Source organism: Enterobacter sp. MGH 16, from assembly GCF_000493175.1.
Lineage (GTDB): Bacteria > Pseudomonadota > Gammaproteobacteria > Enterobacterales > Enterobacteriaceae > Enterobacter > Enterobacter roggenkampii.
In genome coordinates, this window is the sequence record NZ_KI535695.1 from 917,083 (window position 1) to 937,554 (window position 20,472).

Below are 20,472 nucleotides of genomic sequence, written 5' to 3' on the forward strand. Positions count from 1 at the left end.
TATTGTGATTGTCGTTACAATCCTCTGTGCTAGCAAGCATTAATTTGATTTATGCTTGCTAGAAAGGATTTTGTTGCTGTGAAGATGAGGGCGTAGATAGTTCAAAATGATTTAGCTTCAACTAAGACAACTTCGGGAATAAGAAAGCGAAAGACAAACAGGTCGCGCGATGCAGGAGTGCGGAACCGCTACCATTCTCCGAAGCACAGTTGAGAGCAACCCTTCCAGAACTCTGTCAAAACAAGGAAATAGCCGCTTAATACGGCCCCGCATAAAGCGGGATTATTTTGCCATCACTTGGCAGCCGATTTGGCATTTTGTGCTGTTAAAGCGTTGATCAAATTAATACAGGGGTGTACTGTATAAATATACAGTTAATTATCAGGGGTGGTTATCATGGGTTTTCCATCACCAGCAGCAGACTACGCAGAACAGACGCTCACTATCACCAGCCTTTGCGGCTATGACGGCAACTGCCGAACCATCGAAACATCAGCCGGGTACGCGATCATAAACGTTGCCAGAAAGCCGGAAGTGGGAGACACAGTCCTGGTTTCGTTCTGTGGCAGTCTGGATTTTGCAAAAGTCCAGGGGAAAGCGCTGATCACTCAGGATGGAGAAGCTATTGAGGGGGATGCACTGGATGATGCAACCGTAATGGGAGTGGTAACGCACCTCCTGAATCGTGTGACAGATACCGACAATCGGCCTGTGATTTAAAAGACCTGATCTGATTCCTGTGTCTTAAAGCCGATCGGTTAGACAGAACAATTTCGCCGAATTGCTCTGTCTAACCTATAAGACGTCTGGTTAGCGGAACCTTTAATTGAATCAGTGCGCAGGGAGAAAGGACCGCCCCCGGAAGGGGAAACCATTTTTAGGGATGTGCCCATGAAATTAAATGAATTTGCCGCGGGTTTAACCAAAGACGGATTGCTTGTTTTAAATCTGTCTGATGGCGAAATAACTGACTACCTCGTCACCAATAATGCTTTACGCACGCTGATACGCCGTGAAGGAAATAGAATTTCCGCGCGGATCCTCAGTGATGATGAGCGGATAATCAACCTTAACTCCCTGCCAGAAGCACTTAAGGTTCTCAAGCCGTAAGTGTTGATTTATAATAATCAAACGGGCTGAACACCCACTGATTACTGCGCCAACCTGAGGAATCAAAATGGCGCAGAGTATTACCCAAAATCACCTTCACCGCACGATTACGCGCGGTGTTTCTGCTTGTGCTGGTGGTCCAGCATGAAGAAAGCAGATAGCCTCCATCTTTCGCGTGTGGCCGCACTGGGCTGCATCGTGTGCAGAAATCAGAACCTGGGCGAAACGCCCGCGGAAATCCACCACATCCGAACCGGACAGGGTACAAGCCAGCGCGCTGACCATCGAAAATCAATTCCCCTGTGCCATATGCATCATCGCAACGGCGGTTACGGTGTGGCGATTCATGCTGGCCGCCGCGCCTGGGAAATGAAGCACGGCACCGAAGCAGAGCTGCTCGTGCAGGTGCTCTATCTGCTGGGCGAGGGCGCCGATGCCTAAATACATCATCAACCCAGTCGGAAAACCCCGTATGACTCGCGCTGATAAGTGGAAGCAGCGCGCGCCGGTGATGCGATATCGCATGTTTTGCGATGAAGCCCGCCTGCATGGAATCCGGGTGCCGGACAACGGCGCACACATCACATTCGTTTTGCCGATGCCGACGAGCTGGAGCAAGAAAAAGCGCGCGTCTATGGACGGCCATCCCCACCAGCAAAAGCCCGATCTGGACAACTTAACAAAATCTCTGTTGGACGCCTTGTTTGAGGATGATTCCCACATTTGGGACGCCCGGACATCAAAAATATGGGGCGAAACCGGAATGATAATTATCGAGGACATGAAATGACGCCACGCCAGAAACGCCAGTATCTTGAAGGACTGGGAAAAACAGCAATGGCGCCACGCAAGAGCTGGCTCGGGAAAAGTATTCTCCTGACTGATATCCAGTCCGGGTGGATTAAATCGCTGCTAACTGTATGGGGGGAATCTGTACGCGGCGGAACGGCCCCGGCCAAACCGTGCGGCCATTCGTGCTGGAACGTGATAAGCGGAAAAAACTGGTCTGATAAAGCGCTTGAGCGATTTACAGCGGCGTTGAACCAGGCGAGAGAAGAGGGATTCCGTGGTGAGCAGGCAATGAGACGCGCGCGCTCGATACTCTGGCCGGAGCCGCAGGTAAATGTCATAGACGCAGCGATGAACAGCGACGATGCAAAATTTATTGAGGATGTGGTGCTGCAGGCGTTCGACCAGATGGATCCGGTTTATCTGGTTGGCCGTCAGTATTACACCACTAGGAAAAAAATCTCTGACATCACCAGAGAGCTGCAGAGCCTGGCCCCGTGGCTCACCGATTCGGAGGCCAGAAAGCGTGTGCGCTGGTGCTTGGAAATATTCAGGGCAAAGGTATTTCTGTCAGCGAGGAAAAGCCTGAAAGAAAATTCATGATCATGATTGAATTAGCAAAAAGTGCTATTTGTTCTGAATGATGTTGAAAACGGGCCGGAAAATCAGATAATCCATTCATGCTTGGCAGAGCTGCGCCACGATGGCAGCGATGTAAAGCGACAATTTGAAAAAACTTTAAACCCCGCCTGCCGGGGTTTTTTGTTATCCGGCGATACGACAGGGGTATTCGCGAAGGTGCATTGCACCAGTACCCCTGTCATATCGCCGATCTCACCTGATTTATTCAATCCAAACATCTTCTTTGAGGGCTGCCATCCGGCGGCCTTTTTTATTTCCCCTCAATTTTTCTGAGAGGATTCACAGCAATAACAGAGGGGGGCGTAATGTCCGATCCATTAACCGGAACTGGCGCAGTTCTCGGCGGTGGCCTGCTTGGTTCAGTCCTGTACGGTGTCTTTACTCATACAGATTTCGGCGTGGTGTTTGGAGCGTTTGGTGGTGCGGTGTTTTACGTCGCTACAGCTGCAAACCTTACGCGTGCTCGCCTGGCTGCATATTTTCTGACTTCATTCATTGTTGGAGTACTTGGCGCCGGGTTTGTTGGTTCATGGCTAAATGCCGCCTCGAGTTATGAAAAACCGCTGGATGCACTCGGTGCAGTGATTCTGTCTGCGCTGTGCATAAAAATCCTAACTTTTCTTAATAACCAGGACCTGAACACCCTGTTCGGTTTTTTCTCACGGTTACGCGGAGGAGGGGGAAATGGTAATTGACCCGTCAGCTGTCTTAAACGCGTTTATCTGCTCGGTGATCGTCGTCGTTCTGATGTTCTACCAGCGCCATGGTGCCAGGCACCGTCCTTTCATCTCAATCCTGGCGTATATAACCATCCTGATTTACGCAGTAATCCCCTGGCAATTCATCTTCGGCCTCTATCGTGACTCCAGTTGGCTGGTGGTGATGGCGAACCTCCTGATATGCGCAGCTGTTATGAAGGTCCGGGGAAATCTGGCACGTCTGGTTGATCTTCTGAGGCACTAATGAACCAAATACTATTTCAAAAGGCGGCAGGTATAAGCGCCGGTCTAGCCGTTCGCTGGTTTCACTATATCGATGCTGCAATGAAGGAATTCGGCATAACCGCGCCGCTCGATCAGGCCATGTTTATAGCGCAGATGGGCCATGAGTCCGGCGGTTTCACCCGGCTGGTGGAAAACCTGAATTATGCGGCAGAAAAACTGGTACCTACGTTCGGCAAGCATCGCATTACTGCACAGCAGGCCGCTGCACTCGGCAGAACGGCAACGCAACCGGCAAATCAGAAAGCGATAGCCAATCTGGTTTATGGCGGTGAGTGGGGCAAAAAGAACCTGGGCAACCAGGTTGCTGGTGATGGCTGGAAATATCGCGGCCGAGGCCTTAAGCAAATCACCGGGCTTAGCAACTATCGCAGCTGCGGCCAGGCTCTCAAACTGGATCTGGTTTCGTATCCCGAACTACTGGAACGAGATGAATACGCTGCGCGCTCCGCCGCATGGTTCTACGTCTCGCACGGATGCCTGCTCCATTCAGGCGATGTGGAGCGCGTCACGCTGCTTATCAATGGCGGCCGTAACGGTCTGGATAAACGCCGTGCGCTGTTTAACCTGGCAAAATCAGTGCTGTTGTGAGGTCACAATGGGGTTTGAAACTTTAATTGGTATTGCTGCAGCTGTCATTGCCGCCATCGCTGGCGCTTTCGGCCTGGGCCATATTCGCGGCACAAGCAAAGCTGAAGCGAAAGCAGATCAGCAGCGCACTGAAGATAACGCAGCGGCAACGGTCGCAGCAGCAGAACGCCGGGTAGAGACAACGAAAGAGGCCAGCGATGTACAGCAGACTGTTAACCACATGCCTGATGACGATGTTGATCGCGAGCTGCGTGACACGTGGAAGCGTCCCGAGGGTGGTTGATACCGCCTGTGACTGGGTAAAGCCAATCTACCTGACTGATCATGACATCGACGTTCTGGATCGCCAGACGAAGAAAGACATCCTGGCGCACAACAAAACGTGGCAGGCGAACTGCCAGAAACCAAAAGAAGTGCGGTCTTAATGACATTATCCTAACAAGCTGATATGCGGACCGTAATCCGTTTGTGAGGTTTAAAGAGGAAAAATACGAGTGTCGGCATCATAATTGAAACTCCCCAATTCATGAGGAGTATGCTTATGCTTGAGGGAAGAAAAGAAAAATTACATTGCGGATCAATGTGTTTTGCAGTCTTTGGTAGTGACGATGACATAAGTGATTTTGTCGAGTACCTTAAAACCTCAGCTATTGCGATTGATGTTAGAGTCATTGCTGGGCGCGACCACCTGGACAGGATAAAAATCGTTATTACAGGAAGCATCGTTGACCAGCTATCTTTTGATGCATTCAGGCATCAGTACATAGACGACTACTGCAGTAGATGAACAATCAGACCGCCTTCGGGCGGTTTTTTTTCAGTATTATCATGCCTGTCTTAATGCGTTTTATACCCCCAGTGTTGAGATTTACTGGTTTGTTAAAAGCAACTTAAGTCACGGTGAGCTGTTTTTTTTGAACGTTAGAATGGTTACCAGGTTAATATTTGTAGCACTTGATAAATCTTAAGCGGAAGGATATGTCATGGTGCAGATACTGATTTTTGCTGAAAACGACAATGCAAAATTGCTGAAAATTCGTAATTACAGAAACAAAATCAGATACCTGTATGCTAACAAAGAGGTGAAGTATCTGGATGTAGTCATGTTTTTTTCAACGTTTTTGAATGGTAAGAGTGGAGCCGTGCTGGTGGCGAGTGACAGATACGTTACCAGGAAAGAAATCCTCGAAGCTTATGATGCTCTGATTAGTTGATATCAACCAATCAGTTACTCAGAAGCCACACATTCAATCCTGGTGTACATCGTTTGCTCTTCAGCACAATACACGCCGCTCTGCAGAGCTAATGCTGCCGCTCATAGTGCCGCTGCTGGCTGTTATTGAGAAGGGTAATAATTACTTGGCTGGTATATGTCAGGTTTAGCAAGCGCGCCAGTGAACCTTAAACAAAGCGTGACAGGAAAACTGCCATCCAAAATAGAACCTCATCCATGAGGCTCTGACACAGTCTCTCCTCTGGACTTTAACCGTAGCAAATTCTCACAGGCCCGCACTCGCTCAGCATACCTGTGTTACAGTTTAACCGTGGTGAATCCCCCTAAGCGGCGGGGCTACATGACCAGGCGGCAAGCGATACTATTGTTGGCTGACAAAAGCGAGTTGTTGTTGGTTATGCAACAACTCACCGGGAGGCACCCGGCACCACAACCTATCTGAACTGCAGCTTAAAAGCAGCTCACCAACTGGTGGGCATTACTTTAGTGCAACCATAAAAAAAGCCCCAGTTACGGGGCAATTATGAATTGAATCTTTTGTTATGCTTTTGTGCTTCTTGCTCTAAGGCTGTGGGACCTTAACATCTTGTTCAAAAAATGCAAACAAAATGCACTTTTAAATTTAAAACAAAGCTCACCTGCTGGTGGGCTTGATAATGGTTAATGACCTTGTTATTTATCAGGTAAACCCAATATACATTTTGTTACCTGTCATCCCGGCAGGATTATAAAATGGAGTTGATATGTTAGAAGGTTATACGATTAAAACCACAGAAGGCCGCGATAGATTTTTGGCTGTACAGGCCGCACTGGAGATAGCAAAAGCATCGGTTGGCTCTGTCGGAGCCAGCACACAATCACGGGTAGCGGCCGATCTTAAAGCTGTTGCCAATGAAATCAGCGGACTGGCCGATGCCATTCAAGCAGCTCTCGCCACAAAATAATCCGTAAATGCCTCTGTGATAATCAACCCGCTTCGGCGGGTTTTGTATTTGGGCTTCGTAAATTCATGCGCAAAACATTCATCTGTATTGCAAGTGGTCCTTCATTGTCGCCAGACGATTGCACAATTGCGCTGCAATCTGGGATTCCAGTTATTGCCGTGAATAACTCGTGGATTGCCGCGCCGCACTGCTCCTTCATCTACGCAGCGGACTGCTGCTGGTGGGAAGAATACGGAACAGGCATTACATCAAATGCGGCCCGCTGGTGTGGTGATGAGTTCACGGCCCGGCGTTTTGGCATTAACTGGCTACCGTCAGAAATCCCCGGTTCTTTTAATTCTGGTCAGCGCGCCATTGAGCTGGCGATCCACCTGGGCGCTAGCCGCGTTCTGTTGCTGGGTTATGACTGCTCAATACGGAACGGCACTCACTGGCACGGCAACCACGCTATGCTGTCCAACCCTGACAGATTCAGCGTAGCGCGCTGGCAGGATGAATTTTCCCGCCTCCGTGCTGTTGCTGGTGGTGTCGAGATAATTAACTGCTCCCGCTTTACGCGGCTTACCTGCTTCCCCCGACAGTCCCTCGAGACTGCACTTTCTCTGTAGGAAATTTATGAAAAGACGAAAGGTCTGCATCCGTGGGATGTACGGGCTTGGTGACTCTATTTACCAGCGGGCGTTTGTACGCCAGTTCCCCGGCGCGTATCTGCGAACACCCTGGCCGGAGCTTTATTGCGATCTCGATGTGAATTTTGTCCGCTCGAATACTGCACTCAGGACGCAGCGGAAAAACGAAGAGCAAACGGGTGTGGAGTTTGTGCAGGAGCCGCCGCGACCGTCAGAGATTCTGACGATTTTTTATGGTCCCGACGAACTGAGCAAGGGCTCCATCATCGATGCCATGACCTGGCAGTTCGGCAAGATGGTCAGCGTGTTTGATCTGCCGTCCTTCGGTGAATCGCCGGTACAGGTTGATAAGCCTGTTGCTGTGATCCGCCCGGCAACCGTCCGTAAAGAGTGGGCGAACCCCGCGCGAAATCCTGACCCGAAATATCTGGCGGATGCCGCGCGGGAGCTGCGTAAACATTTTTACGTTGTGAGCCTGGCAGACCTTGAGGAAGGGGAAGAGTGGCTGGTGGGTGAGCTGCCGGAGGCTGACCTGTATCTGCACAAAGGCGAGCTGTCATTAACAGAAATGCTGGCGCTGGTGGAACATGCCGCCGTCGTGGTTTCTGGTGTTGGCTGGGCGCTGCCCGCGGCCATTTGCTACAAAACGCCTGTTTTCATCGTTCAGGGTGGATGCGGTGGCCACAATGCCCCCCACATCGTTACCGACCCAGAAATGGATCTCTCCCGCGTTGGCTGGGCGCAGCCCGACGATTACTGCATGTGCGCGAGCATGCAACACGACTGCAGTAAGCACATCACTGGTTTCCTCGATAACTTCAAAGGCTGGCTAGATGACATTGTTCTCAAATGAAATGCAAAACGGCCTTGTCTGGCTGCCCGAACTGGGCATAGGCCGGTTCCCGGTACCACCAGAACGGCCATACGATGCCAGTTATTTTGCGAAGTATCGTCAGATGGCACAGACCAGTATGGGGATTCAGTTGAATGCGGCGCGCATCCAGCTGGTGGCCCGCCACCATCAGGGGAAAGTGCTTGATGTGGGGATAGGTTCTGGGCAGTTCGTGGAGACGCGGCCTGATACCTGGGGCTATGACGTGAACCCGGAAGGGATAGCCTGGCTTAAAGCTGGTGGTCGCTGGGCGAACCTTTACGATCCGTATTTTCATTCCGGTGATTTCCCGGCGCTGACGTTCTGGGATTCTCTGGAGCACATCGACGATCCAGAAGCAGCTGTGGCGCGCGCCGGTCAGTGGGTGTTTGTGTCGCTACCGGTCTTCAGGAATGCGGAACACATCCTGACGTCCCGGCATTACCGTAAAGATGAGCACATCTGGTATTTCACCGATGAAGGAATCCGGCGCTGGTTTGGCGTGCAGGGTTTTGTATGCGCTGAGCACAACACCATTGAGAGCATGCTTGGGCGTGACGGCATCAGCAGCTATGCATTCCGGAGAGTTAGCCATGCCACCGAGAACGCCTAAAGCGTGTCGCAAACGTGGATGCAGGCAGACCACAACGGACCGCAGCGGATACTGCGATGACCACCGGGGCGAGGGCTGGCGGCAGTACAAACCCGGCGTGTCACGTCATCAGCGCGGCTATGGTGCGTCATGGGATAAGACCCGTCTCCGCATTCTCAAAAGAGACAAAGGGTTATGCCAGGAGTGTTTGCGCCGTGGCGCAATAACCGAGGCGACCAGCGTTGACCACAGGCTGCCGCTGGCGCACGGAGGCAGCGACAGTGACGACAACCTTGAAAGCCTGTGCACCCCATGTCATCGGGCGAAGACGGCGCGAGAGCGCCTGTCAGGCGGGCGGGGGGGAGGGTAAATCCCTCCAGCCTTTGCCCCTCCGGACTGCCCGCCCCGTTTCATTTTTACGCGCCCAAAATAAGAAACTTTTTTCCGGAAGGTTCCGCCTATTGAATTGGAGGTTTTGATGGGTACTGCTGTACGATCTTCCGGTGGTGGCCGTAAGCGCAATTTGCCCTCAAACCTGAAGAGCAAACTGACAAGGATCGCGCCGCCGGATGAGTTAATGAGCGACATCGCGATCCGCATCTGGAAAACGCAGAGCAAAATTTTAATTGATCGCGGCGTTTTTGATCTCGAAGACGCGCCGTTACTCCTGGCGTACTGCAATGCGTTTCACCTGATGGTTGAGGCCGAAAAAGTCATCGCGAAAGACGGCCTGACCGTATCAAGTGAAATGGGGGGTGAGAAAAAACACCCTGCAGTCAATGTCCGTAATGACTCCGTTTCGCAGCTCGCCCGTCTGGGTTCACTTCTCGGGTTAGACCCGCTCAGCCGCATAAGAATGACCAGCGGTAAAAATGATCCGGACGATGAAGGGAATGAATTTGATGAGTTTGACTGATGGCTACATATCCGAACGTCAATGCGGCGAACCAGTATGCGCGGGACGTCGTGAACGGGAAGATACTGGCCTGCCGGTTAACCATTCTTGCCTGTCAGCGACATCTTGACGACCTGGAACGCGCCAAAGATCCACGCTGGCCTTACCGCTTCGATAAAAATAAAGCAGAACGTTTCCTTCGCTTCTCCCAGAAAATGCCGCACACCTCCGGTGACTGGGCTCGCCGGAAACTGCGTATTGAGTTTGAGTCCTGGCAGAAATTTGCCCTGGGCGTGCCATTTGGCTGGGTCCGTAAGGACAATGGTTTTCGTCGCTTCACAGAGATTTACATCGAGGTACCTCGTAAAAACGGCAAATCGGCAATCGCTGCAGCCGTCGGCAATTACATGTTTTGTGCCGATGGTGAGTACTCAGCAGAGGTTTACTGTGGCGCCACGACGGAAAAACAGGCCTGGAAAGTCTTTGCACCTGCTCTGGCAATGGTGAAAAAGCTGCCGGCCCTGCGTCAGAAGTTCAGCATTAAACCCTGGGCGAAAAAGATGACACGCCCTGATGGTTCTCTCTTCGCGCCGATTATCGGTGATCCTGGCGACGGTGATTCACCATCCTGCGCCATCATCGATGAGTATCACGAGCACGATACAGACGCGCTTTATACCACGATGACTACCGGGATGGGGGCAAGGGAACAGCCCATCACGCTTATCATCACCACAGCGGGTTTCGATATTGCCTCGCCATGTTATGAGAAGCGCACGCAGGTAGTCGAAATACTGGAGCGCATCAGAGAGGGGAATGAAAACGAAAATATTTTCGGCATTATCTACACCATTGATGATGATGACGACTGGACACAGCCGGAAGCGCTAATAAAGGCCAACCCGAACTACGATATTTCTGTTAAAGGGGATTTTCTCAGAGCCAAACAGCTGCTGGCGATGTCCACGCCCAGCCAGACCAACAAAATACTCACCAAGCATTTCAACAAGTGGGTGAGCTCTAAAGCGGCATTCTACAACCTGCAGAAGTGGATGGCTGCGGCAGACAAAACGCTCAAACTGTCCGATTTTGCGGGGGAAGAGTGTTATCTCGGTATCGACCTGGCCTCAAAACTCGACCTTAACGCAGTGGTGCCGGTGTTCCGCAGAGAAATCGACGGAATAAGCCATTATTACTGCGTTTCGCCTCTGTTCTGGGTACCGGAAGACACTGTCTATGCCACGGACCCGGCGCTGAAAACGATGGCCGACCGTTACCAGTCCTTTGTTAATCAGGGCGTGCTGGTTCCATCGGACGGGGCCGAGGTTGATTACCGCCTTATTTTCGAAGCGGTCCTGAAATTACGTGAAACCGTGAAGATAGCGGCGAGCCCGATTGACCCCTATGGTGCAACCGGCCTTTCTCATATGTTGCAGGATGAAGGGCTGGAGCCCGTCACCATTACCCAGAACTACACCAATATGAGTGACCCTATGCGTGAGATTGAGGCTGCGATTGCTGCTGGCCGATTCCATCACGACGGCAATCCGCTGATGACATGGTGCATATCAAACGTGGTCGGCAAATATTTACCAGGTAGTGACGATGTTGTTCGCCCGGTAAAAGAGGGCGCAGGCAACAAAATCGATGGTGCAGTTGGCCTGATGATGGGTGTTGGCCGCGCAATGCTGAATGAGCCGAAAGACTTCCTTTCTAACCTCGATCCTGATGAGGACCTGTTATTCCTGTGAAATCACTAATTATCGATGTGGCCGGGCTGGCAGGCTTCGGCGCACTGGTGGGAGGCGTATTCCTCAAATTTGGCGTGGCGGTTGCTCTCATGGCTGGCGGTAGCGGTCTGCTGCTGTGGGCGCTGCTGGCCGCCAGGAGAATAAAATCATGCTGATTGACGCCATTTTTCGAAGTAACTCGCTGGAAAACCCCGCGGTACCGCTCACCGTTGAAGCCGCCGACAATGACGGGATTTTTAACGGTGATGTGATCGTTAATCCCCGGACGGCTATGAAGCTGGCAGCGGTTTATGCCTGTATTTACGTCATTTCGTCCAACGTTGCACAGATGCCGCTGCACGTCATGCGGCGTACCGGGAAGAAGGTCGAAACAGCCCGCGATCATCCGGCTTTTTATCTGGTTCACGACGAACCGAACGCCTGGCAGACCAGCTATAAGTGGCGTGAGCTGAAACAGCGGCACATTCTGGGCTGGGGGAATGGTTACACACGTGTAATCCGCCACGGCCGGACCGGTGAGGTGACCGGTCTTGAAGCCTGTATGCCCTGGGAAACAACTCTGCTCAACACCGGCGGACGTTATACCTACGGTGTATATAACGAAGAGGGTTCCTTTGCCATCAATCCTGACGACATGATCCACGTCAGGGCGCTGGGTAACGATCAGAAAATGGGGCTCAGTCCGGTACTGCAGCACGCCGAAACCATCGGAATGGGCATGAGCGGCCAGAAATACACGGAAAGTTTTTTCAGCGGCAATGCCAGACCGGCGGGAATCGTATCAGTTAAAGGGGAGCTGAATGATAACTCCTGGGACCGCCTGAAAAAAATGTGGCAGAAAGCCACGCTAATGCTGCGCAGCCAGGAAAACAGGACGATGCTGCTTCCGGCAGAGCTGGACTATAAAGCATTGACGGTCTCCCCGGTTGATGCCCAGCTCATCGACATGATGAAGCTCAACCGCTCGATGATTGCCGGTATTTTCAACGTGCCGGCGCACATGATCAACGACCTCGAAAAAGCCACCTTCTCCAACATCTCCGAACAGGCGATTCAGTTTGTCCGTTACACGATGATGCCGTGGGTGACGAACTGGGAGCAGGAGCTTAATCGCAGGTTATTCACCCGCGCCGAACGTGCTGCCGGGTATTACGTGCGCTTTAACCTGGCCGGTCTGCTGCGCGGTACCGCAAAAGAGCGTGCAGAGTTCTATCACTACGCCATCACCGATGGCTGGATGAGCCGCAACGAGGCGCGCGCGTTTGAAGACATGAACCCGAAAGACGGTCTCGATGAAATGCTCGTCAGCGTCAACGCCTCCAAGCCAGCCAAATCCACAACCCAGGAGAACACTCAAGATGAGTGAACGAGAAATTCGCTGTTATAGCGGCGAGGTGCGCGCTGAAACGCACGACAGCGACCCCAGCCGGATCATCGGGTACGGTTCGATTTTTGACAGCCGTTCCGAACTGATTTTCGGTTCGTTTCGAGAAATCATCCGGCGCGGTGCGTTTGATGATGTGCTTCAGGACGATGTCCGGGCGCTGTTTAACCATGATCCCAATTTTATTCTGGGTCGCACCCGCGCGGGCACGCTTGCACTGACGGTGGATGAACGCGGTCTGCGTTACGACATCACCGCGCCAGAAACCCAGACAATCCGCGATCTGGTGCTGGCACCGATGCAACGCGGGGATATTAACCAGTCCTCTTTTGCTTTTCGCGTCGCCCGCGACGGAGAGGAATGGTACCAGGACGAGGAAGGCGTGGTCATTCGTGAGATTACCCGTTTTTCCCGTCTGCTGGATGTCAGCCCTGTGACATATCCGGCGTACCAGGAGGCGGATTCCGCAGTCCGCTCAATGAAAGCCTGGCAGGAGGCGCGCGACAGTGGTGCGCTGCAGAAAGCCATTAACCAACGAATGGCGCGTGAGCGCGTCCTGACCCTTCTTAACGCGTAAGGAAAAACCATGAAATTGCATGAACTGAAACAAAAACGTAATACCATCGCGACCGACATGCGTGCGCTGAATGAAAAAATCGGCGATAACGCATGGACGGATGAACAGCGCACCGAGTGGAATAAAGCGAAGTCAGAGCTGGAATCCCTCGATGAGCGTATTGCCCGCGAAGAAGAACTGCGCCGCCAGGACCAGACCTACGTGGATGAAAACGAGGAAGAGCAGCGCAATAATCAGGATCCTGATAAAAACACGCAGCAGGACGAAAAACGTGGTCAGATCTTTGATAAATGGATGCGTCACGGTGCCAGCGAACTGAGTTCAGAAGAGCGCAAAGCCTTAAAAGAGCTACGAGCGCAGGGCGTGGCGCCAGACGAGAAGGGCGGTTATACCGTGCCTGATACCTTCCTGGCGAAAGTCGTTGAGCAGATGAAAGCCTATGGCGGTATTGCCAGCGTGGCGCAAATTCTGACGACTTCCGACGGTCGCACTATGGAGTGGGCAACCGCTGACGGTACCGCTGAAGTGGGCGTGCTGCTGGGTGAGAACGAAGATGCTGGCGAAGAAGATACCGAATTCGGTATGGACTCCCTGGGCGCGGTGAAAATGACGTCCAAAATCATCCGTGTGTCCAACGAGCTGCTGCAGGACAGCGCGATCGACATGGAAGTCTATCTTGCCCGCCGTATCGCTGAGCGTATCGGGCGCGGTGAAGCTAAATACCTTATTCAGGGTACCGGCACCGGCACGCCAAAACAGCCGAAAGGGCTGAAAGCATCCGTCACCGGCACCACTCAGACGGCCGCTGCTGCCGCAGTGAAATGGCAGGAAATTCTGGCGCTGAAACACAGCATTGATCCGGCGTACCGCCGCGGGCCGAAGTTCCGCCTGGCGTTCAATGACAACACGCTGAAACTCATCAGCGAGATGGAAGACGGTCAGGGGCGTCCGCTCTGGCTGCCGGATATCGTCGGTGTGGCGCCAGCATCCGTGCTCAATGTTCCTTATGTCATCGACCAGGAAATCGATGATATCGGTGCGGGTAAAAAATTCATGTTCTGCGGTGACTTCGATCGCTTCATCATCCGCCGTGTTCGTTACATGATCCTGAAGCGACTGGTGGAGCGTTACGCGGAATTCGACCAGACAGGCTTCCTGGCATTCCATCGTTTTGACTGCATCCTGGAAGACACATCTGCCATTAAAGCGCTGGTGGGCAAGGGCTCAGCAAGCAGCTAATAAACTCCATCACTGAACAAACCATGCCGCGTTAAGCGGTTTTTTTGTGCCCGCCATCTGGCGGGCACAGGAGGATCCCATGTTGCTTTCTCCTGAGGAAATCAAGGCGCAGCTCAGGCTGGATGAGGATTACGCCGATGAAGACAAATTTCTTGAGTTGCTGGGGCGGGCGGTTCAGGCCCGGACAGAAAATTTTCTGAACCGGAAACTTTATGCGGCGGAAGCGGGGGTGCCAGACGACGATCCTGAGGGGCTTATTCTCTCGGATGACATCCGGATGGGGATGTTGCTTCTTGTGACGCACTTTTACGAGAACCGCTCAACCGTCACCGAAGTGGAGAAAGTCGAACTGCCGATGAGCTTTAACTGGCTCGTCGGTCCATACAGGTACATCCCGCTATGAAACTCAGGCAGGCGCAGGCCAGCGCCACATACCTTTTGCCCGACCCGGGCGAACTGGACCAGCGCATCGTTATCCGGCGGCGCGTCGACGTGCCAGTAGATGATTTTGGCGTGTCACCTACTTATCCGGAGCAGGTCCGGACGTGGGCCAAAAAAGCACAACCCGGTGCAGCGGCGTATCAGGGGTCTGTGCAGGTTGAAAATAAGGTGACCCATTATTTCACCATCCGTTTTCGCCGCGGCATTACCGCCGATCATGAAGTAGTTCACGACGATATTTCTTATCGGGTCAAACGCGTCCGGGATCTGAACAGTAAACGCCGTTTTCTGTTGCTCGAGTGCGAAGAACTGGGTACCGACAGCGGGAGTGAGTATGCCGCAGACAGCATTTTTACACGTTGATTTCGAACAGCCGGACGAGCTGGTCTTTAACCGGGCGAGGATGCGACGAGCGTTCGTCAAAATCGGTCAGGTTCACATGCGCGATGCCCGGCGGCTGGTAATAAAACGTGGTCGCTCGAAGCCTGGCGAAAACCCCTCATACCGGACGGGGCAGCTGGCGCGCTCAATCGGCTACTACGTGCCCCGCGCTTCTAAAAAACGTCCGGGGCTCATGGTGAAGATTGCACCAAACCAGAAGAACGGGGAGGGAAACCGCCATATCAACGGTGCCTTTTACCCTGCATTCCTGTTTTACGGTGTTCGCCGTGGCGCGAAGCGTAAGAAAGGGCACCATCGCGGCGCATCCGGTGGCAGCGGCTGGCGCTTGGCACCGCGTAACAACTACATGACGGAGGTACTGGATAAGCGCCGCAGTTGGACACGTTACGTGCTTTCCCGCGAGCTGCGTAAATCCCTCCGACCTCAACGCAGGAAGAAAAAATGAAACTAACCCCGATTATTGCGGCGCTTCGCGCCCGATGTCCGCTGTTTGAAAACCGTGTTGGCGGTGCCGCGCAGTTTAAAGCGATCCCCGAAGCCGGAAAGCTCAGGCTGCCAGCAGCGTATGTCGTGCCATCTGAAGATGTCTCCGGCGAGCAGAAGTCGCAGACGGACTACTGGCAGGATCTGACGGAAGGTTTTTCCGTCATCGTCGTGCTCAGCAACGAACGGGATGAAAAAGGGCAGTGGGCATCGTATGACGCCGTTCATGACGTCAGGCAGCTTATCTGGAAAGCGCTGCTGGGCTGGGAACCGGATCCGCAGGCGCATGAAATTCAGTACGCCGGTGGGATGCTGCTGGATCTGAACCGCCACGAACTTTATTACCAGTTCGATTTCACGAGGAAGTATGAAATCACCGAAGAGGACACCCGCCAGCAGGACGACCTGGACGCATTACCCGACCTTAAAACGCTCAGTATTGATGTTGATTTTATCGAACCCGGTACCGGGCCAGACGGCAACAATGAGCACCACACCGAAATAACCTTTCAGGATTAATTCATGTTTGTGAAACCCGTCAAAGGGCAGTCCGTTCCGGATCCTGCCCGTGGAGATGTTTTGCCGGAAAAAGGGCGAAACGTCGAAGCGTCTGCGTACTGGTTCCGCCGGAAAGCCGCTGGCGAAATCGAAGTAATTCAACCAAAAGGGGCTAAAGATGACCGTAAGCTTTAATAACATCCCGGCAGATAACCGGGTACCGCTGTTTTATGCCGAAATGGACAACAGCGCCGCCAATACGGCACAGGACAGCGCGCCATCCCTGCTGATTGGCATGGCATTGTCGGACGCTGAAATGCCCGTTAACCAGCTAGTCATCATGCCGTCGAAAGACCTGGCAAAGAAAATGGCAGGCCGCGGCAGCCAGCTGGCGCGCATGGTGGAAGCGTATCGCCGTGTTGACCCGTTCGGTGAGTTATGGGTTATCGCTGTGCCTGACAGCGGGCAGGCGGCAACCGGCACGATCACCTTCTCAGGCACGGCAACAGATGCGGGGGCTGTAAACCTGTATATCGGTACCACCCGTGTACAGATTACCGTGGCCGCTAATGACACCGGTGCGGATGCAGCGCAGGCGCTGCTGGCTGCCATTAACGGCAATCAGGATCTGCCGATCACCGCCCAGTATAAGATGACCTCGGCTGGACCTGCCCAGGGAACGCTTGAGCTCACTGCAGTTAATAGCGGTACCGGCGGCAACACCATTCCGCTGACGCTGAATTACTACGGCACGGCCAGCGGCGAAGAATTACCTGCAGGCTTAAGTGTGCAGGTCGGAAAAATGAGTGGTGGTGCTGGTGACCCTGATTTGTCAGCAACCATCGCCGCAATGGGGGATGAGCCGTTCGATTATATTGGCCTGCCGTTCAGCGACAGCGCCTCGCTGCAGCTGATGGCGACCGAGATGAACGACAGTTCCGGGCGCTGGAGTTACATTCGTCAGCTTTACGGCCACGTATATACGGCCCGAACCGGTTCATTGTCAGATCTGGTGGCCTATGGCGATACGTTTAATTATCAGCACATCACTATCGCGGGTTATGAAAAGGATGTGCAGACGCCGGTTGATGAGCTGGTTGCATATCGTCTGGCGCGTCAGGCTGTATTTTTACGCAATGACCCCGCGCGGCCGACTCAGACCGGTGAACTGACCGGCGCTCTCCCTGCACCAACCGGAAAACGCTTTACCATCACGGAGCAGCAGTCATTGCTAACGCATGGCATTGCAACGGCGTATACCGAATCAGGCATTTTGCGCATTCAGCGCGACATCACCACCTACCGGAAAAACGCTTACGGCGTGGCGGATAACAGCTATCTGGACACCGAAACGCTGCATACCAGTGCCTACGTTCTCCGACGCCTGAAGTCGGTGATCACCAGCAAATACGGTCGTCACAAGCTGGCGAATGACGGCACCCGCTTCGGACCCGGCCAGGCGATTGTTACACCGTCTGTCATTCGCGGAGAGCTGGGGGCGATTTACCGCCAGCTCGAGCGTGAGGGCATCGTGGAAAACTTCGATCTCTTCCAGCAATACCTGATTGTCGAACGTAATGCGAATGACCCGAACCGTCTGGATGTGCTGTTCCCGCCGGACTACGTCAACCAGCTGCGCGTGTTCGCCGTGCTTAATCAGTTCCGTCTGCAATACAACGAGGAGGCCGCATAATGGCAAAGATTGCGGGTACCACTTATTTCAAAATCGATGGACAGCAGCTGTCCATCACCGGCGGTATCGAGGTGCCGATGAACACCCGGGTGCGTGATGACGTGATCGGCCTGGCTGGTGATGTCGATTACAAAGAAACGCACCGGGCACCCTATACGAAGGTGACGGCGAAGGTGCCGAAAAACTTCCCGGTTAACAAAATTACCTCCTCAGACAACATGACCATCACCTCCGAGCTGGCGAACGGACAGGTTTATGTTCTGTCGAATGCCTGGTTGCACGGCGAGGCTAACCATAACCCCGAAGAGGGCACTGTGGATCTGGAATTCCACGGCGAAGAAGGATTTTATCAATGACAACTGAACTGGTTCTGAAAAAGCCTATTACCGCCCATAACGAAAAACTGCACGTGCTGGAGCTGCGCGAGCCCACTTACGACGAAATTGAGCGTATAGGGTTCCCGTTCACCCTGTCGGCAGAAGGGGGCGTTAAACTCGATAGCGCTGTCGCGTTGAAGTACCTTCCGGTGCTTGCGGAGATTCCGCGTTCGTCTGCCGCGCAGCTGGCAAAGCTGGATATCTTCAAAGCCTGCATGCTGATCCTGAATTTTTTTACCCAATCGGAGACGGAACAAACCTCAGACGACGACTCTATAACGTCGCCTGGTTCTGGAAATTAAACCCCCTTGAGCTACGGCGGACGGCCATTTCCGACTTCCTTGAACTGGAAGCGGAGGCCGTCCGCATCAACGAGGAAGTGAAAAATGGCTGACAGTTTCCAGTTAAAGGCAATTATCACCGCCGTTGACCAACTGACCGGGCCGATGAAAGGGATGCAGCGTGAGCTTAAGGGATTCCAGAAGGAAATGGGCAGCCTGGCGCTAGGGGCGGCCGCCGCGGGTACCGCCATTCTCGGCGCGCTGGCGCTGCCCGTAAATGCTGCGATCGGTTTTGAGTCAAAAATGGCTGACATCAGAAAGGTGGTCGACGGCCTTGATGATAAAAAAGCGTTCGCGCAGATGAGTGACGATATTCTGACGCTTTCCACGCAGTTACCGATGGCGGCGGAGGGGATCGCAGAAATTGTGGCAGCAGGCGGACAGGCGGGGATAGCGCGTAGTGACCTGATGCAGTTTGCCAACGATGCCGTGAAAATGGGGGTAGCGTTTGACACCACCGCCGAAGAGTCTGGCCAGATGATGGCGCAGTGGCGAACGGCGTTCAAACTGACACAGGATGATGTGGTTGTTCTCGCCGATAAGATTAACTATCTGGGGAATACCGGTCCTGCAAATGCGGCAAAAATTTCGGAAATCGTGACCCGAATCGGGCCGCTGGGAAGTGTGGCCGGGGTGGCATCTGGTGAAATTGCTGCAATGGGCGCTACGATCGCGGGGATGGGGGTCGAATCAGAGATTGCCTCAACCGGCATCAAAAACTTCATGTTGTCTTTGACTGCGGGTAATTCTGCTACTAAAGCGCAGAAACAGGCCCTGTCCTTCCTTAAGCTGAACCCGAAACAGCTTGCAGAGGACATGCAGAAAGATTCACGCGGTGCAATGCTGAAGGTGCTGGACTCCCTCGCAAAAGTGCCAAAAGCGAAGCAGGCCGCTGTAATGAATGCCCTGTTTGGCAAAGAGTCGCTGAGCGCGATTGCCCCTCTGCTGACCAACCTGGATTTGTTACGCACCAATTTTAACCGTGTAGCAGATGCCCAGGAATATGGCGGATCGATGCAGAAGGAATACGCATCCCGCGCGGCTACGACAGAAAACCAGCTGGTGCTGCTCAAAAACAGCGTGAACGCAATTTCGGTAACGCTGGGTGACACATTCCTGCCAGCTGTTAACGAGGCAGCAAAAGCGGTGATGCCTTATCTGGAGCAGCTCAGGGCTTTCGTTCGTGCAAATCCGGAGCTGGTACAGTCGGCTGCCAAATTCGGCGCGGCGCTGCTGGGTGTTGGCGTGTCCATCGGCACGCTATCCCGCGCAATTAAAATCCTGAATACGGTAATCAACCTTTCTCCGGCAAAAATCGCGATTGCGGCGCTGGCGGCTGGTGCCATGCTAATCATCGAAAACTGGGATGATGTTGGCCCGGTGATTAAAGAGGTATGGCAGGAGGTTGATAACGTCGCTCAGGCAATGGGCGGCTGGGAAACGGTATTGGGTGGTGTAGGCCTCTATATGACGGGCGTATTTACGGTTAAAACACTGGGTACGCTGCGAACCGCTCTGACCTTAGCAACGCAGCTTTCCGGTGTGCTGGGGAAAATTGCCACGCTGGGGGCGACCACCGTTCAGATTGCAGTTGCTATCTACATGTTTGAGAAGCTTAAAGAAATCGCAGATGCAGCGAAGGAAGCCGACCATACCGATTCATTCTGGCAGTCACTGAAAAACCGATGGAATTCTGGTGGCTGGTATAACAACCAGCAAAATCGCGAAATGGTAAAGCAGGATACAGCAGAGAATTTTACGCTATCTCCACCTTTACTGAACCAGGGGCCGGTGCTTGATCGTGCTGCTGCGCCAGCTGCACAGCGCAGTGAGTTAAAAGTGACTTTTGATAATGCTCCTCCAGGTATGAGAGTGCTGGATATCCCGAAATCGGGAAATCGGCTGATGGACGTAACTCACGATGTCGGTTATTCACCATTCCGCACACCACGTTAAACCCGCCTAAGGCGGGTTTTCTTTTGGGGGCT

33 protein-coding genes are annotated in these 20,472 nt (G+C 53.1%); all 33 read left to right on the top strand.

Annotation, left to right across the window (positions count from 1 at the left end):
• The first annotated feature begins 396 nt into the window (after positions 1-396).
• The 33 genes from L362_RS18320 (at position 397) to L362_RS18180 (ending at position 20,440) form a co-directional block, all read left to right on the top strand.
• Positions 397-720 (top strand): S24/S26 family peptidase, encoded by a 324-nt coding sequence (locus L362_RS18320; protein ID WP_023343792.1) that lies wholly within the window; start codon positions 397-399, stop codon positions 718-720.
• Positions 721-891: 171 nt separating this feature from the next.
• On the top strand, positions 892-1,110 hold the full coding sequence (locus tag L362_RS18315) for a hypothetical protein (protein WP_010429840.1): 219 nt from the start codon (positions 892-894) through the stop codon (positions 1,108-1,110).
• Positions 1,111-1,254: 144 nt separating this feature from the next.
• On the top strand, positions 1,255-1,551 hold the full coding sequence (locus L362_RS18310) for a Ref family recombination enhancement nuclease (RefSeq protein ID WP_023343793.1): 297 nt from the start codon (positions 1,255-1,257) through the stop codon (positions 1,549-1,551).
• On the top strand, positions 1,544-1,900 hold the full coding sequence (locus L362_RS18305) for a RusA family crossover junction endodeoxyribonuclease (RefSeq protein ID WP_023343794.1): 357 nt from the start codon (positions 1,544-1,546) through the stop codon (positions 1,898-1,900). The genes L362_RS18310 and L362_RS18305 overlap by 8 nt, the downstream gene beginning before the upstream one ends.
• On the top strand, positions 1,897-2,502 hold the full coding sequence (locus L362_RS18300) for a hypothetical protein (RefSeq protein WP_023343795.1): 606 nt from the start codon (positions 1,897-1,899) through the stop codon (positions 2,500-2,502). Before L362_RS18305 ends, L362_RS18300 begins: the two co-directional genes overlap by 4 nt.
• Positions 2,503-2,523: 21 nt before the next feature.
• A complete protein-coding gene (locus tag L362_RS24550) occupies positions 2,524-2,814 on the top strand; it encodes a hypothetical protein (protein ID WP_155249598.1) in 291 nt (96 codons plus the stop codon).
• A 32-nt stretch (positions 2,815-2,846) separates the two neighbouring features.
• Entirely contained in the window at positions 2,847-3,236 is a 390-nt protein-coding gene (locus L362_RS18295; RefSeq protein ID WP_023150206.1) for a phage holin family protein, read from the top strand.
• A complete protein-coding gene (locus L362_RS18290; RefSeq protein WP_023343796.1) occupies positions 3,226-3,504 on the top strand; it encodes a phage holin family protein in 279 nt (92 codons plus the stop codon). Before L362_RS18295 ends, L362_RS18290 begins: the two co-directional genes overlap by 11 nt.
• Positions 3,504-4,133: a glycoside hydrolase family 19 protein gene (locus tag L362_RS18285; RefSeq protein ID WP_023343797.1), complete on the top strand. Its 630-nt coding sequence runs from the start codon at positions 3,504-3,506 to the stop codon at positions 4,131-4,133. Before L362_RS18290 ends, L362_RS18285 begins: the two co-directional genes overlap by 1 nt.
• Before the next feature lie 7 nt (positions 4,134-4,140).
• On the top strand, positions 4,141-4,416 hold the full coding sequence (locus tag L362_RS18280; protein WP_023343798.1) for a hypothetical protein: 276 nt from the start codon (positions 4,141-4,143) through the stop codon (positions 4,414-4,416).
• The gene (locus tag L362_RS0122730) at positions 4,409-4,558 is read left to right on the top strand and encodes a hypothetical protein (protein ID WP_032637649.1); all 150 of its coding nucleotides are present in this window, start codon (positions 4,409-4,411) and stop codon (positions 4,556-4,558) included. The genes L362_RS18280 and L362_RS0122730 overlap by 8 nt, the downstream gene beginning before the upstream one ends.
• A 116-nt stretch (positions 4,559-4,674) precedes the next feature.
• Positions 4,675-4,920: a hypothetical protein gene (locus tag L362_RS18275; protein WP_023343799.1), complete on the top strand. Its 246-nt coding sequence runs from the start codon at positions 4,675-4,677 to the stop codon at positions 4,918-4,920.
• Between the two features lie 196 nt (positions 4,921-5,116).
• A complete protein-coding gene (locus L362_RS18270) occupies positions 5,117-5,347 on the top strand; it encodes a hypothetical protein (protein ID WP_023343800.1) in 231 nt (76 codons plus the stop codon).
• Positions 5,348-6,110: 763 nt separating this feature from the next.
• Positions 6,111-6,311 carry a hypothetical protein gene (locus L362_RS18265; protein ID WP_023343801.1) on the top strand — a complete coding sequence of 67 codons (201 nt, stop codon included), beginning with the start codon at positions 6,111-6,113 and terminating at the stop codon, positions 6,309-6,311.
• A gap of 158 nt (positions 6,312-6,469) precedes the next feature.
• On the top strand, positions 6,470-6,919 hold the full coding sequence (locus tag L362_RS23620; RefSeq protein ID WP_230469165.1) for a motility associated factor glycosyltransferase family protein: 450 nt from the start codon (positions 6,470-6,472) through the stop codon (positions 6,917-6,919).
• Positions 6,920-6,926: 7 nt separating this feature from the next.
• Positions 6,927-7,793 carry a glycosyltransferase family 9 protein gene (locus tag L362_RS18260; RefSeq protein WP_023343803.1) on the top strand — a complete coding sequence of 289 codons (867 nt, stop codon included), beginning with the start codon at positions 6,927-6,929 and terminating at the stop codon, positions 7,791-7,793.
• Positions 7,774-8,424, top strand: a complete 651-nt coding sequence (locus L362_RS18255; RefSeq protein WP_023343804.1) for a class I SAM-dependent methyltransferase — start codon at positions 7,774-7,776, stop codon at positions 8,422-8,424. Before L362_RS18260 ends, L362_RS18255 begins: the two co-directional genes overlap by 20 nt.
• Complete coding sequence (locus L362_RS23625) at positions 8,405-8,773, top strand: HNH endonuclease (protein ID WP_023343805.1); 369 nt, start codon at positions 8,405-8,407, stop codon at positions 8,771-8,773. Before L362_RS18255 ends, L362_RS23625 begins: the two co-directional genes overlap by 20 nt.
• Before the next feature lie 108 nt (positions 8,774-8,881).
• Positions 8,882-9,319, top strand: a complete 438-nt coding sequence (locus L362_RS18245) for a phage terminase small subunit P27 family (protein WP_023343806.1) — start codon at positions 8,882-8,884, stop codon at positions 9,317-9,319.
• Positions 9,319-11,049: a terminase large subunit gene (locus L362_RS18240; RefSeq protein ID WP_023343807.1), complete on the top strand. Its 1,731-nt coding sequence runs from the start codon at positions 9,319-9,321 to the stop codon at positions 11,047-11,049. The genes L362_RS18245 and L362_RS18240 overlap by 1 nt, the downstream gene beginning before the upstream one ends.
• A complete protein-coding gene (locus L362_RS24775) occupies positions 11,046-11,204 on the top strand; it encodes a hypothetical protein (protein WP_023343808.1) in 159 nt (52 codons plus the stop codon). The genes L362_RS18240 and L362_RS24775 overlap by 4 nt, the downstream gene beginning before the upstream one ends.
• Complete coding sequence (locus L362_RS18230) at positions 11,198-12,415, top strand: phage portal protein (protein WP_023343809.1); 1,218 nt, start codon at positions 11,198-11,200, stop codon at positions 12,413-12,415. The genes L362_RS24775 and L362_RS18230 overlap by 7 nt, the downstream gene beginning before the upstream one ends.
• Entirely contained in the window at positions 12,408-13,010 is a 603-nt protein-coding gene (locus tag L362_RS18225; protein ID WP_023343810.1) for an HK97 family phage prohead protease, read from the top strand. The genes L362_RS18230 and L362_RS18225 overlap by 8 nt, the downstream gene beginning before the upstream one ends.
• Before the next feature lie 9 nt (positions 13,011-13,019).
• Positions 13,020-14,249, top strand: coding sequence for a phage major capsid protein (locus tag L362_RS18220; RefSeq protein WP_023343811.1), 1,230 nt, complete (start codon positions 13,020-13,022; stop codon positions 14,247-14,249).
• Positions 14,250-14,328: 79 nt separating this feature from the next.
• Positions 14,329-14,652, top strand: a complete 324-nt coding sequence (locus L362_RS18215) for a head-tail connector protein (RefSeq protein WP_023343812.1) — start codon at positions 14,329-14,331, stop codon at positions 14,650-14,652.
• Positions 14,649-15,053: a phage head closure protein gene (locus L362_RS18210; RefSeq protein ID WP_023343813.1), complete on the top strand. Its 405-nt coding sequence runs from the start codon at positions 14,649-14,651 to the stop codon at positions 15,051-15,053. Before L362_RS18215 ends, L362_RS18210 begins: the two co-directional genes overlap by 4 nt.
• Positions 15,025-15,537, top strand: a complete 513-nt coding sequence (locus L362_RS18205) for a hypothetical protein (protein ID WP_023343814.1) — start codon at positions 15,025-15,027, stop codon at positions 15,535-15,537. Before L362_RS18210 ends, L362_RS18205 begins: the two co-directional genes overlap by 29 nt.
• Complete coding sequence (locus L362_RS18200) at positions 15,534-16,094, top strand: phage tail terminator protein (protein WP_023343815.1); 561 nt, start codon at positions 15,534-15,536, stop codon at positions 16,092-16,094. The genes L362_RS18205 and L362_RS18200 overlap by 4 nt, the downstream gene beginning before the upstream one ends.
• Positions 16,095-16,097: 3 nt before the next feature.
• On the top strand, positions 16,098-16,268 hold the full coding sequence (locus L362_RS23630; protein WP_023343816.1) for a DUF2635 domain-containing protein: 171 nt from the start codon (positions 16,098-16,100) through the stop codon (positions 16,266-16,268).
• On the top strand, positions 16,252-17,766 hold the full coding sequence (locus L362_RS18195; protein WP_023343817.1) for a phage tail sheath subtilisin-like domain-containing protein: 1,515 nt from the start codon (positions 16,252-16,254) through the stop codon (positions 17,764-17,766). The genes L362_RS23630 and L362_RS18195 overlap by 17 nt, the downstream gene beginning before the upstream one ends.
• Complete coding sequence (locus tag L362_RS18190; protein WP_023343818.1) at positions 17,766-18,122, top strand: phage tail tube protein; 357 nt, start codon at positions 17,766-17,768, stop codon at positions 18,120-18,122. Before L362_RS18195 ends, L362_RS18190 begins: the two co-directional genes overlap by 1 nt.
• The gene (locus L362_RS18185) at positions 18,119-18,445 is read left to right on the top strand and encodes a phage tail assembly protein (RefSeq protein ID WP_023343819.1); all 327 of its coding nucleotides are present in this window, start codon (positions 18,119-18,121) and stop codon (positions 18,443-18,445) included. Before L362_RS18190 ends, L362_RS18185 begins: the two co-directional genes overlap by 4 nt.
• An 84-nt stretch (positions 18,446-18,529) precedes the next feature.
• On the top strand, positions 18,530-20,440 hold the full coding sequence (locus L362_RS18180) for a phage tail tape measure protein (protein WP_023343820.1): 1,911 nt from the start codon (positions 18,530-18,532) through the stop codon (positions 20,438-20,440).
• Positions 20,441-20,472 lie beyond the last annotated feature (32 nt).

Coding starts and splice junctions, on each gene's coding strand:
- L362_RS18320 (WP_023343792.1), top strand. CDS start 397: ATGGGTTTTCCATCACCAGCAGCAGACTACGCAGAACAGACGCTCACT.
- L362_RS18315 (WP_010429840.1), top strand. CDS start 892: ATGAAATTAAATGAATTTGCCGCGGGTTTAACCAAAGACGGATTGCTT.
- L362_RS18310 (WP_023343793.1), top strand. CDS start 1,255: ATGAAGAAAGCAGATAGCCTCCATCTTTCGCGTGTGGCCGCACTGGGC.
- L362_RS18305 (WP_023343794.1), top strand. CDS start 1,544: ATGCCTAAATACATCATCAACCCAGTCGGAAAACCCCGTATGACTCGC.
- L362_RS18300 (WP_023343795.1), top strand. CDS start 1,897: ATGACGCCACGCCAGAAACGCCAGTATCTTGAAGGACTGGGAAAAACA.
- L362_RS18295 (WP_023150206.1), top strand. CDS start 2,847: ATGTCCGATCCATTAACCGGAACTGGCGCAGTTCTCGGCGGTGGCCTG.
- L362_RS18290 (WP_023343796.1), top strand. CDS start 3,226: ATGGTAATTGACCCGTCAGCTGTCTTAAACGCGTTTATCTGCTCGGTG.
- L362_RS18285 (WP_023343797.1), top strand. CDS start 3,504: ATGAACCAAATACTATTTCAAAAGGCGGCAGGTATAAGCGCCGGTCTA.
- L362_RS18280 (WP_023343798.1), top strand. CDS start 4,141: ATGGGGTTTGAAACTTTAATTGGTATTGCTGCAGCTGTCATTGCCGCC.
- L362_RS18275 (WP_023343799.1), top strand. CDS start 4,675: ATGCTTGAGGGAAGAAAAGAAAAATTACATTGCGGATCAATGTGTTTT.
- L362_RS18270 (WP_023343800.1), top strand. CDS start 5,117: ATGGTGCAGATACTGATTTTTGCTGAAAACGACAATGCAAAATTGCTG.
- L362_RS18265 (WP_023343801.1), top strand. CDS start 6,111: ATGTTAGAAGGTTATACGATTAAAACCACAGAAGGCCGCGATAGATTT.
- L362_RS18260 (WP_023343803.1), top strand. CDS start 6,927: ATGAAAAGACGAAAGGTCTGCATCCGTGGGATGTACGGGCTTGGTGAC.
- L362_RS18255 (WP_023343804.1), top strand. CDS start 7,774: ATGACATTGTTCTCAAATGAAATGCAAAACGGCCTTGTCTGGCTGCCC.
- L362_RS23625 (WP_023343805.1), top strand. CDS start 8,405: ATGCCACCGAGAACGCCTAAAGCGTGTCGCAAACGTGGATGCAGGCAG.
- L362_RS18245 (WP_023343806.1), top strand. CDS start 8,882: ATGGGTACTGCTGTACGATCTTCCGGTGGTGGCCGTAAGCGCAATTTG.
- L362_RS18240 (WP_023343807.1), top strand. CDS start 9,319: ATGGCTACATATCCGAACGTCAATGCGGCGAACCAGTATGCGCGGGAC.
- L362_RS18230 (WP_023343809.1), top strand. CDS start 11,198: ATGCTGATTGACGCCATTTTTCGAAGTAACTCGCTGGAAAACCCCGCG.
- L362_RS18225 (WP_023343810.1), top strand. CDS start 12,408: ATGAGTGAACGAGAAATTCGCTGTTATAGCGGCGAGGTGCGCGCTGAA.
- L362_RS18220 (WP_023343811.1), top strand. CDS start 13,020: ATGAAATTGCATGAACTGAAACAAAAACGTAATACCATCGCGACCGAC.
- L362_RS18215 (WP_023343812.1), top strand. CDS start 14,329: ATGTTGCTTTCTCCTGAGGAAATCAAGGCGCAGCTCAGGCTGGATGAG.
- L362_RS18210 (WP_023343813.1), top strand. CDS start 14,649: ATGAAACTCAGGCAGGCGCAGGCCAGCGCCACATACCTTTTGCCCGAC.
- L362_RS18205 (WP_023343814.1), top strand. CDS start 15,025: ATGCCGCAGACAGCATTTTTACACGTTGATTTCGAACAGCCGGACGAG.
- L362_RS18200 (WP_023343815.1), top strand. CDS start 15,534: ATGAAACTAACCCCGATTATTGCGGCGCTTCGCGCCCGATGTCCGCTG.
- L362_RS23630 (WP_023343816.1), top strand. CDS start 16,098: ATGTTTGTGAAACCCGTCAAAGGGCAGTCCGTTCCGGATCCTGCCCGT.
- L362_RS18195 (WP_023343817.1), top strand. CDS start 16,252: ATGACCGTAAGCTTTAATAACATCCCGGCAGATAACCGGGTACCGCTG.
- L362_RS18190 (WP_023343818.1), top strand. CDS start 17,766: ATGGCAAAGATTGCGGGTACCACTTATTTCAAAATCGATGGACAGCAG.
- L362_RS18185 (WP_023343819.1), top strand. CDS start 18,119: ATGACAACTGAACTGGTTCTGAAAAAGCCTATTACCGCCCATAACGAA.
- L362_RS18180 (WP_023343820.1), top strand. CDS start 18,530: ATGGCTGACAGTTTCCAGTTAAAGGCAATTATCACCGCCGTTGACCAA.